This is a genomic window from Asticcacaulis sp., assembly GCF_020217185.1.
GTDB lineage: Bacteria > Pseudomonadota > Alphaproteobacteria > Caulobacterales > Caulobacteraceae > Asticcacaulis.
In genome coordinates, this window is record NZ_JAIWNX010000243.1 from 1 (window position 1) to 10,000 (window position 10,000).

Annotated in this window: 9 protein-coding genes; 1 reads left to right on the forward strand and 8 read right to left on the reverse strand. The window is 62.1% G+C overall.

The window, feature by feature from the left end:
* The 5 genes from LDL37_RS12045 to LDL37_RS12065 all read right to left on the reverse strand — a co-directional run.
* A partial coding sequence (locus LDL37_RS12045) for an esterase-like activity of phytase family protein (RefSeq protein WP_290798548.1) occupies window positions 1–710 on the reverse strand: 710 nt, incomplete at its 3' end.
* Window positions 711–756: 46 nt separating this feature from the next.
* Complete coding sequence (gene cobT, locus LDL37_RS12050; protein WP_290798551.1) at window positions 757–2,619, reverse strand: cobaltochelatase subunit CobT; 1,863 nt, start codon at window positions 2,617–2,619, stop codon at window positions 757–759.
* Window positions 2,620–2,776: 157 nt separating this feature from the next.
* The gene (gene cobS / locus LDL37_RS12055; protein ID WP_013478594.1) at window positions 2,777–3,784 is read right to left on the reverse strand and encodes a cobaltochelatase subunit CobS; all 1,008 of its coding nucleotides are present in this window, start codon (window positions 3,782–3,784) and stop codon (window positions 2,777–2,779) included.
* A 108-nt stretch (window positions 3,785–3,892) separates the two neighbouring features.
* A complete protein-coding gene (locus LDL37_RS12060) occupies window positions 3,893–4,342 on the reverse strand; it encodes a GFA family protein (RefSeq protein ID WP_290798555.1) in 450 nt (149 codons plus the stop codon).
* A 156-nt stretch (window positions 4,343–4,498) separates the two neighbouring features.
* On the reverse strand, window positions 4,499–5,167 hold the full coding sequence (locus LDL37_RS12065) for a J domain-containing protein (RefSeq protein WP_013478592.1): 669 nt from the start codon (window positions 5,165–5,167) through the stop codon (window positions 4,499–4,501).
* An 87-nt stretch (window positions 5,168–5,254) separates the two neighbouring features.
* Between LDL37_RS12065 and LDL37_RS12070 the strand changes: the two genes are divergently transcribed.
* Window positions 5,255–5,527, forward strand: coding sequence for a BolA family protein (locus LDL37_RS12070; RefSeq protein WP_290798561.1), 273 nt, complete (start codon window positions 5,255–5,257; stop codon window positions 5,525–5,527).
* A gap of 9 nt (window positions 5,528–5,536) precedes the next feature.
* Here LDL37_RS12070 and LDL37_RS12075 read toward each other — a convergent pair whose 3' ends face one another.
* The 3 genes from LDL37_RS12075 to LDL37_RS12085 all read right to left on the reverse strand — a co-directional run bounded on the left by LDL37_RS12075 (window position 5,537) and on the right by LDL37_RS12085 (window position 9,672).
* Entirely contained in the window at window positions 5,537–6,139 is a 603-nt protein-coding gene (locus tag LDL37_RS12075; protein WP_290798564.1) for a dienelactone hydrolase family protein, read from the reverse strand.
* Window positions 6,140–6,208: 69 nt separating this feature from the next.
* Complete coding sequence (locus tag LDL37_RS12080; protein ID WP_290798566.1) at window positions 6,209–8,431, reverse strand: FAD-dependent oxidoreductase; 2,223 nt, start codon at window positions 8,429–8,431, stop codon at window positions 6,209–6,211.
* A 23-nt stretch (window positions 8,432–8,454) separates the two neighbouring features.
* Window positions 8,455–9,672, reverse strand: coding sequence for an acetyl-CoA C-acetyltransferase (locus tag LDL37_RS12085; protein WP_290798569.1), 1,218 nt, complete (start codon window positions 9,670–9,672; stop codon window positions 8,455–8,457).
* Window positions 9,673–10,000: the final 328 nt, after the last annotated feature.

Sequence of the window (10,000 nt, forward strand, 5' to 3'; positions counted from 1 at the left end):
AGGGCCAGCATCTCATCGGGTTTGGCCGGGTCGAGCGGGGCCAGAGACACCAGCTTGTACGTGAAGCCCGGCGTGGTCGGCCCGGTAAGCGTCTCGCATCTGTAGGTATCGAGTGCGCACTTCCAAAAACCGCCGACCTCGGCACCCAGAATCAGGGACGCCTCACCCTTTGCAGACAGGTGCAGCGTGACGGCCTCAAGCCCTTCATTCGACGGCAGGGCGGGCAGGCCGGTCAGCGGCAGACGCTCCCCCGGCCCGCCCAGATCGGGGCCATAGCGCATGACGCGCGCATCGCCTTCAAACGAGACATAGACCGTGCCGTCGCGCGGATCGAGGGCCATATCTTCGGCATCCGACAGCGACTTGTTGCCAAAGGGCTTGCCGTCGGCTGCGCGCAACATCTCCACGCTCAGCGGGCCCTCTGTGCCGCGCACCGGCAGGGTGAAGCGCGCCCGGCTGCCGTAATCGCCAATGGCGTCGATCATAACCCCGTCCTTACCCGGTTTGACGACCAGATCGGACAGGCCGGTTAGCCAGGACGTGCCCTCTCCTTTGACCTCATAGCCGCCGACATAGCGGGCCTTTTGCGCAGGCGCGTCGCTGACCGCCGGCAAGGGCGTGAAGGTGACCCGCGTGCCGCCCTGATAGGGGACGGGACCGGCCACAGCCGTGGTGGTCAGCAGGGCAGAAAGCCACAAAGCCAATCGCATGAGACCTCCGTTTGACCACCCCCTGCACAAACCAGAGGCGGACATATCACCGCCGTGCGGCGGCTTTTTCGTCGAACAGCTCGGCCAGCTTTTCGATCAGCGCTCCACCCAGTTGCTCGACATCAATCAGCGTCATGGCCCGGCGGTAATAGCGCGTCACGTCGTGGCCAATGCCGATGGCCGCCAGCTCGACACGCCCGGCCCCTTCGATGTCGGCAATGACCTTACGCAGGTGGTTTTCGAGATAGTGGCCCGAATTGACGCTGAGGGTCGAGTCATCGACCGGCGCGCCGTCGGATATAACCATCAGGATACGGCGCGACTCCGACCGCCCCAGCAGGCGCGTATAGGCCCATTGCAGGGCCTCCCCGTCGATATTCTCTTTCAACAGGCCCTCACGCATCATCAGGCCGAGATTCTTGTTGGCTCGCCGCCAGGGGTTATCGGCCGCCTTATAGATGATGTGTCTGAGGTCGTTGAGACGCCCCGGCGCGGCGGACTTGCCTTCGCGCACCCACTGTTCGCGCGACTGCCCGCCCTTCCAGGCCTTAGTGGTGAAGCCCAGAATCTCGACCTTCACGCCGCAACGTTCCAGCGTGCGCGCCAGCACGTCGGCGCAGATGGCCGCGACCATGATCGGCCGCCCGCGCATCGAGCCGGAATTGTCGAGCAGCAGCGTCACCACCGTGTCGCGGAACTCGGTGTCCTTTTCCTGCTTGAACGACAAGGGCGCGCTGGGGTCGATGATCACCCGCGTCAGGCGCGACGCATCAAGCACGCCCTCTTCGAGGTCGAAATTCCACGAGCGGCTCTGCTGCGCCATCAGGCGGCGTTGCAGCCGGTTGGCCAGCCGCGCCACCACGTTCGACAGATTGGCCAGTTGCTGATTGAGAAAGCCGCGCAACCGCTCCAGTTCTTCGGGGTCGCACAGGTCTTCGGCGTTGATGACCTCATCATAGGCCTTGGTAAAGACGTCATAGTCCTTGCGCTCACCACCCGCATTGGGGGTCTGCATCTGGCTGGCCTCGGCGGCCTCGCCATCGACCACCTCATCGGCCGAACCCTCAGCCAGAGACTGAGGATCGCCCGACATCTGGGTGAAGTCCTCGTCACCGGTCTGGGACTGATCGTCGCCGCCGGTGGGTTCCTCTTCCTGCTGCGGCTGCGAATCGTCCTGATCCTCGGCATCCTCTTCTGCCTCAGTCGACGGGTCATTGCCTTCGGACTGCTCGTCCTCGCCTTCGTCGTTCTTTTCTTCTTCCTTGGCGTCTTGCGAATCGTCGGTGAGGTCCAGCGCCCGCAGGACTTCACGCGCCTTTTGCGTAAACGCCTTCTGATCACCGATCAGGTCCGCCAGTTCGTTCAGGCCCTGCCCCGTCTTCTGTTCGATCTCGTCACGCAGCAGATTGACCACCCGCTGCGCCTCGTTCGGCACAGGATCACCGGTGAGGATTTCACGCGCAATCAGACCCAGAATGTCAGCCAGATTGAGTTCGGATTTTTCTTCCTTACGTCCCAAACCGCTACGGTCGAGATCGGACTGAAGCGCCGCGCGCAGGTTTTTGCGAACCCCGCCCATGGCATTGGCCCCGATGGCTTCAAGCCGTGCCTCTTCCAACACGTCGAAGGCCTCGGCCCCCGCCGTATCGACAGGCCGGGCACGGACATGGATACCCGCATCATGGTGCGCGACCTTTAGCGCCAAACGGTCGGCCTGCCCGCGCACCGTAGCCGAAAGGCGGGCATTCAAATCGCGTGGCGGATTGGGCAGAACCAGCTTGCGACCATCCAGACGCGGCCCGTCCGGCCCGAAGACGACTTCGAGGTCGGGGTCTTCCGCCAGAGCGCGCGTCGAATGGATCAGCGCCTTGCGAAACGGATCGGACAGAACGGTAACGGGCTTGGCCATCGAACCTTTTTGCTTCCTAGCACTCCCCCTGATTTCAGGGGGAGGTGGCGCGTAAGCGCCGGAGGGGGTTAAAACGAAGGAATTAACCCCACCAACGCTTCGCGGTCCCCCTCCCCTGAAACGAAGTTCGGCTAACGCCAAATCAGGGGAGGAACTTTTATATCACCTTCACCTTGAGGGCGCTTTCCTTCACATCCGCGCCAAAGCTGCGCTGATAGAATTCCGCCAGTGTCGGGCGCTCCAGCTCATCGCACTTGTTGAGGAAGGTCAGACGGAAAGCCACCTCCGGGTCATTGCCGAAGATCAGCGTATTCTGCGCCCAGGTGATGACGGTCCGCGGCGACATGACGGTCGAGATATCGCCATTGGCAAAGGCCGAGCGCGTCAGGTCGGCGACGCGCACCATGGCGTCGATCAGGCTCTTGCGCTCCGGCGTATCGAACTCCGGCAGCTTGGCCAGCACGATCTCCACCTCGGCCTCGTGGCTGAGATAGTTGAGCGTGGTAACGATCGACCAGCGGTCCATCTGACCCTGATTGATCTGCTGCGTGCCGTGATAAAGCCCGGTGGTGTCACCCAGACCGATGGTGTTGGTGGTGGCAAACAGGCGGAAGAAGCTGTTGGGGCGGATGACCTTGTTCTGATCCAGCAGAGTCAGGCGGCCCTGCGCCTCCAGCACGCGCTGGATGACGAACATCACGTCCGGACGCCCGGCGTCGTATTCATCGAAGACCAGCGCCACGGGCCGTTGCAACGACCACGGCAGGATGCCTTCCTTGAACTCGGTGACCTGCTGACCGTCCTTGAGCACGATGGCGTCCTTACCGATCAGGTCGATCCGCGACACATGACTGTCGAGATTGACGCGCACCAACGGCCAGTTCAGCCGCGCGGCGATCTGCTCGATATGGGTGGACTTACCCGTGCCGTGGAAGCCTTGCACCATGACGCGGCGGTCATAGGCAAAGCCGGCGCAGATGGCGATGGTCGTTTGCGGGTCGAAGCGATAGGAGGGGTCGATTTCCGGCACATGCTCATCGCGCGTCGAAAAGGCCGGGACCAGCATGTCGGAATCGACGCCGAATACCTCACGCAGCGATACCTTCTTGTCCGGCACAAGGCCCAGAAGCGGATCGGTCAGGGTATCGGAGGTGAGTACGGGCATGGCAAAAAACGCTTTCGGACGGACGAACGGATGCGTTTTTCAGCTAAGACCTATGCCCTCAAGACTCAACCCTAAAACACGCCGGAGACGGATTTTTTTGAAGGCGGTTCAGTCATGGTCCGGGTGCTGGTAGCTGATCAGCTTATCCAGAAACGGCGCGGCCTCGATGTCTTCCAGCGTGGTGCGCTCCGGCAGGGCGTGCAGGCCATTGACCCACGGCAGGCGGCCTTCGGTGCCGAACTGAATGACCGGAGCGATGTCAGCGGGATCATCAAAGGCCGCGATAGACAGCGCCACACCGTCCGGCGCTTCGTAGGTCAGCGGCGTCCCGCAGTCGGGGCAGAAACTGCGCTGAACGAGGTTGGAGCTTTGGAAGCGTTTGGGCTCGGCCTTGCTCCATGTGAGCGTGGCCTCCCGCACGCTGACCAGCGGCGCGAAGACATTGCCATAGGCCTTTTGGCACATGCGACAATGGCAGATGGAGGCATGGCCCAGCTCGCCTTCAACGCGGAAACGGACCGCGCCGCACTGACACCCACCGGTTCTGACCTCGACCATAATCCCCTCCCTGACCCTCTTCCCGCAGCGGCGAGGGATTTAGCCTTGCATAACCCAAAAGCCTTCAATTTGAATGAGATGGCAGGAGGCTAACGCAGCCCGTATATGAATGCGGGCAACTGACGCCGACGCACCAGATCACCAAATTCAAGGCTTTTAAGCCAGACCCATTTTTTTGAGAACTTTATACGCTTTTATGACGCGCTGGAGCTTGTCTTCTGCCGAACGATCGCCGCCATTATTGTCCGGGTGGCAGCGCTTGAGCAGTTCGGTATAGGCGGCGCGCACCTTTTCCGGTTCGGCCCCGACCTCAAGGTCGAGGTCGGCATAGGCCCCGCGTTCGATCTTACCGAACTGACGCTGGATCGGCGCGTCTTCGCCGGGCTTGCGCGGGGCGGCACCGGCCCCAAACACCGAATGCGGGTCGTACATGCCCGCGCCCTTGGTGCGTCCGGCGCTAAAGGCCGCCGCTTCGCGCGACGCGGCCGAAGCGCGGAAGGCCCAGGTCGGGCGGCCACCGGTCATGGTCGCTTCGCGGTGCGCCTTGGCCTCGCCTTCGGACATGCCGGCAAAGAAGTTCCAGTTCTTGTTGTACTCGCCCGCGTGCGCCTGACAGAAGTTATAGTATTCGTTCATCATTTCGCGCGACTTCGGGGCCTTGGCCGTGGCCGCGCGATGGCATTCCGGCCATTCGCAGCGCACCTGCCCCGGCTTCAGCGACAGCACATCGTCTTCCGGACGCTTGCCATTAACCTCGCCCTCCTTGGGCGGGCGAATACGCATGTCCAGACCAAACTTCGGCTTGTACTTGTACCCTTCGCTCATGATTTCGAACGCGACCCTTTGAACTTTACGCAAACCGACCATATAGGTCGGAGTCGGGCCTCTATAAAGCCCTTATGAGGTTAAATTATGGGTAAAACACGCGAGACCATCGAGACCAAACTGACGGCGGCCTTCGCCCCGCTTCGTCTGGAGGTGACGGACGACAGCGATAAGCATAAAGGGCATTCGGGCGCGCGTGAAGGGGGCGAAAGTCACTTTTCCGTCCTGATCGTCTCTGAGGCGTTTCGCGGGCAGAGCCGCGTTGCCCGTCAGCGCGCCGTCAATGCGGCCCTGCGTGAGGAACTGAGTGGCCCCATCCACGCCCTGTCGATGCAGACCCTGACGCCGGAAGAGGCTTAATCCAGAAGCCTAACTCAGCGCCGTCACCAGAAAATCTCGCCCCAGACGCGAGCCCGGCGCATTGATACTGTGGCCCAGCCCTTTGAGAATGTGGGCGTCGGCGCTCACGCCCGCTGCGGTCAGGCGCTCAGCCGCCTCAAGGGTTTCGGCAAAGGGGATCACCTCATCCTGATCGCCGTGCACCAGCCGGATCGGCGTGGGCGCAGGCGTCCACGGCACAGGCGACGACAGGCGACCGGAATAGGCGACCACCGCCGCCACGGGCCAACGTCCGCTGACCACGGCATCAAGCGCCATGATCGACCCTTGCGAAAAGCCAACCAGCGCCACCTGCGCCGGATCGTCTATGCCGCGTTCGGCCATGACGGCGTGCAGGGTCGCATCGAAGGCCTCACGCGCCTCGACAAGGCGTTGCGCGCGGTTGTCCGCCGTCACGCCCTTGACCGAAAACCACTGCCGGCCACTGGACTGCGCATACATATCGAACGGATCAGGTCCGTCCGGCGCGGCAAACGCCGTATCCGGCAAGGCCTCAGCCCAGTGTCGCCCCAAGCCGATCATGTCCGCACCGCACGAACCGACACCGTGCAAAAAGATCACCAGATGTTTCAACGCGCCTCTCCCAAAGCAAAAGAGGGAGCCTGAATGGCCCCCTCTTTCAACCAACTTTTTTGAGACCGCTTACGCCGCCTTCGCCGCATCTGTCTTCCCAAACCGGCCATAGAAGGTCTCGCCCTTCGCCGCCATGTCGCGCAGCAATTGCGGCGGGGCAAAGCGGTCACCGTACTTGGCCGTCAGTTCGTCCAGTTCTTCGACAAACTTCGCCGTCCCGATGGCGTCGATCAGCGAGACGATCCCGCCCGACCATGGCGCAAAGCCCCAGCCGAGGATCGACCCGACATCGGCTTCGCGCGGATCGCCGATGACGCCCTCTTCGAAGCAGCGCGCCGCCGTCACCGCCTGAATATACAGCAGGCGCTTGCGGATATCTTCGGCCAGTTCCGGCGTCGAGTCGGTGATGATGGGCGCGAACTTGTCCGACAGGCCCGGCCACAGGCTCTTATTACCGCCCGCTTCCGGATAGTCGTAGAAGCCCTTGCCGTTCTTGCGCCCCAGACGCCCGTCGGCGACCATCTGCGCCACCTCCTTTTCGCCGGGGATGGGCACATAGGCATCGCCCATGGCCTTGGCGGTTTCGGAGGTGATCTTGACCAGCAGGTCAAGCGCCACATCGTCCATCATCTCCAGAGGCCCGCGCGGCATCCCCGTGGCGCGGCCGACATTGTCGATCAGGGCCGGGGCGTAGCCTTCGGCCCACAGGTGCAGGCCTTCGGCGGTGAACGGGATAAAGCAGCGGTTGGCGTAGAAGAAGCGCGCGTCATTGACGACGATCGGCGTCTTGCGGATCTTCAACACATAGTCGATGGCCTTGGCCAGGGTTTCGTCCGAGGTTTCCTTGCCGCGGATGATTTCGACCAGCATCATCTTGTCCACCGGCGAGAAGAAGTGGATGCCGATGAATTTCGAGGCATCGACCGATGCCTTGGCCAGCAGCGAGATGGGGATGGTCGAGGTATTGGTGCCAAAGATCGCCGTTTCGGCCTTATCGCCCGTATAGAGCTGGGCCTCGGCGTCCTTGGTGACCTTTTCCTTCAGTTCAGTGTTTTCAAACACCGCTTCGACGACCAGATCGGAACCGGCAATCTGCGTATAGTCTGAGGTCGGTACGATCAGGTCGAGCAGGGCCTGCGCCTTTTCCTGAGTCATCTTGCCGCGCGATACGGCCTTTTTGACAAGGGACTCGCAGTGAGATTTTCCCTTCGACGCGGCTGCGTCGTCACGGTCGATCAGGATGACGCGGATACCGGCCTGCGCCGAGACATAGGCAATCCCCGCCCCCATCATGCCGGCGCCCAGAACGGCCACCTGCTTGGGGTCGGTCTTTTCCACGCCCGCCGGACGGCCTGAGCCCTTGCCCAGTTGCTGCATGGAGAAGAAGAAGGTGCGGATCATCGCCTTGGCCTGCGGGGTTTGCAGGGTGTTGACGAAATAGCGGCTTTCGACCTTGATGGCGCTGTCGAACGGCAGTTGCAGGCCTTCATAGACGGCGCGCATCAGGTTCACCACGGCGGGATAGTTGCCATAGGACTGCTTGCGCAGCAGGGCATTGGCCATGATGAAGATTTGCGCGCCCGCCGGATGGTAGGGGCCGCCGCCGGGAATCTTGTAGTCCTTCTTGTCCCACAGGGCGACGGGGTCTCCCTTGGTTTTGATCCAGTTCTTGGCCGCCTCGACCTCCTGACCGACCGGCACCACCTCGTGCACGATACCGGCGGACAGGGCGTCCTTCGGCTTGAAGCTCTTGCCTTCCGACATGGCCATCAGCGCCGCCTGCGCCCCGATCAGGCGCGTCAGGCGCTGCGAGCCACCACCGCCGGGGAAGAGGCCGATCTTGATTTCCGGCAGGCCCACCTGCGTCTTGGGGCCGTCATTCAGCACGCGGTAGTGACAGGCGAGCGCCAGTTCCAGACCGCCGCCCAGCGCCAGCCCGTTGAGCGCCACGGCCACCGGCTTGCCGCAGGTTTCAAGCTGGCGATAGACGCGGTTCATCTCAAAGGCGGCGGCGAAGCCGGCCTTCAGCGCGCCTTCGGGGTCATTCGGGTCTGACTTGGCTTCCCAGGCTCCGCCCAGCATTTCCTCAAGGTCAGCCCCGGCGCAGAAGCCGGTCGTCTTGCCCGATGTGATTACCACGCCTTTGACTTCGGCGTCGGTTTTGGCGCGCTCGGCAATGGCCAGAAGATCAGCCAGGGCCTGCTTGGTAAAGGTGTTCATCGTCTTGCCCGGCACGTCGAAGGTGCAGAGCAGGATGCCATCGGCGTCGAGTTCGGTTTTGAAGCATTCCATTGTGTTTTCTCCCTCGACTGTTCTTAAATCCGCTCGATGACCGTGGCCGTGGCCATGCCACCGCCGACGCACAGCGTGACCAGTGCCGTCCCCTTGCCCGTGCGCTCAAGCTCGTCGAGCACGGTGCCGAGGATCATGGCGCCCGTGGCCCCCAGCGGGTGGCCCATGGCGATGGCGCCGCCGCAGACATTGATCTTGTCATGCGGGATATCGAGCGCCTGCATGTAGCGCAGCACGACCGAGGCAAAGGCTTCGTTCAGTTCGTAAAGGTCGATGTCCGACACACTCATGCCGAGCTTTTTCAGCACCTTTTCCGTGGCAAAGGACGGCCCGGTCAGCATGATCGACGGCTCGGAACCGATGGAGGCCATGCCCTTGATGCGGGCGCGCGGCTTGAGCCCCGACAGGGCAGCGGCTTCGGCCGAACCGATCAGCACGGCGGCCGCACCATCGACGATGGCTGACGAATTGCCCGGCGTATGCACGTGGTTGACGCGCTCGATTTCGGGATAGCGCTGATTGATCACCGCATCGAAGGCCATTTCGCCCATCATGGCGAAGGACGGGTTGAGGCCGCCCAGCGTCTGCATGTCGGTATTGGGTCGGATGGTTTCGTCGTGATCGAGACGGGTGACGCCCATCTGATCCTTCACCGGCAGGATCGACTTGTTGAAGCGCCCTTCGGCCCAGGACTGCGCCGAACGCTTGTGCGATTCGACGGCATAGGCATCGACGTCATTGCGCGAAAAGCCCCACTTGGTGGCGATCATGTCGGCGGACACGCCCTGCGGCACGAAATAGGTCGGGAAGGCGGCATTGACGTCGATGGCCCACGCCCCGCCGTCCGAGCCCATGGGCACCCGGCTCATGACTTCAACGCCGCCGCCTATGGCCATGGTGGCTTCGCCGGAAATGACCTTACCGGCCGCGATATTGATGGCCTCAAGGCCTGACGCGCAGAAGCGGTTGACCTGAATGCCGCCGGTCGTTTCCGCATAGCCCGCCGCCAGCACCGCCGCACGGGCGATATCGCCGCCCTGCTCACCCACCGGGGTGACGCAGCCAAAGGCCACATCATCGACCAGCGCCGTATCGAGGCCGTTGCGGTCCTTCAGACCCTTGAGCACCTGCCGCGACAGGTCCAGCGCCGTGATTTCGTGCAGGCTGCCGTCCTTCTTGCCTTTGCCGCGCGGCGTGCGCACCGCGTCGTAAATATAGGCGCCTGGGCTTAAGCTGGCCATTGCCATCCTCCTGAGGTTTGGTTTTTTTGGTCGCGCATCTTGTCTGAAAACCGCTTTACACTTTTCACGATGCGCTCGTGGGTGCTTACTTGCGCCCGCTTTACGCGAACGTCAAGATAGACGTAAGGTAACATTCGCGAGACTTTTTCGTAGCCCCCTGATTCGAATAGGAATTATTCCGCCTCTGATCCGCTTTCCGACCGAAGAGCGCAGACGGCTTATTTATCATACAAACTTGACGACTTGCGCGACCTTCTATAGTCCGACAAAAGAAAGGCCTGATAAAAACCGGAGGAACCCCATGACCGATGCTATTCTTCGCCGCTCC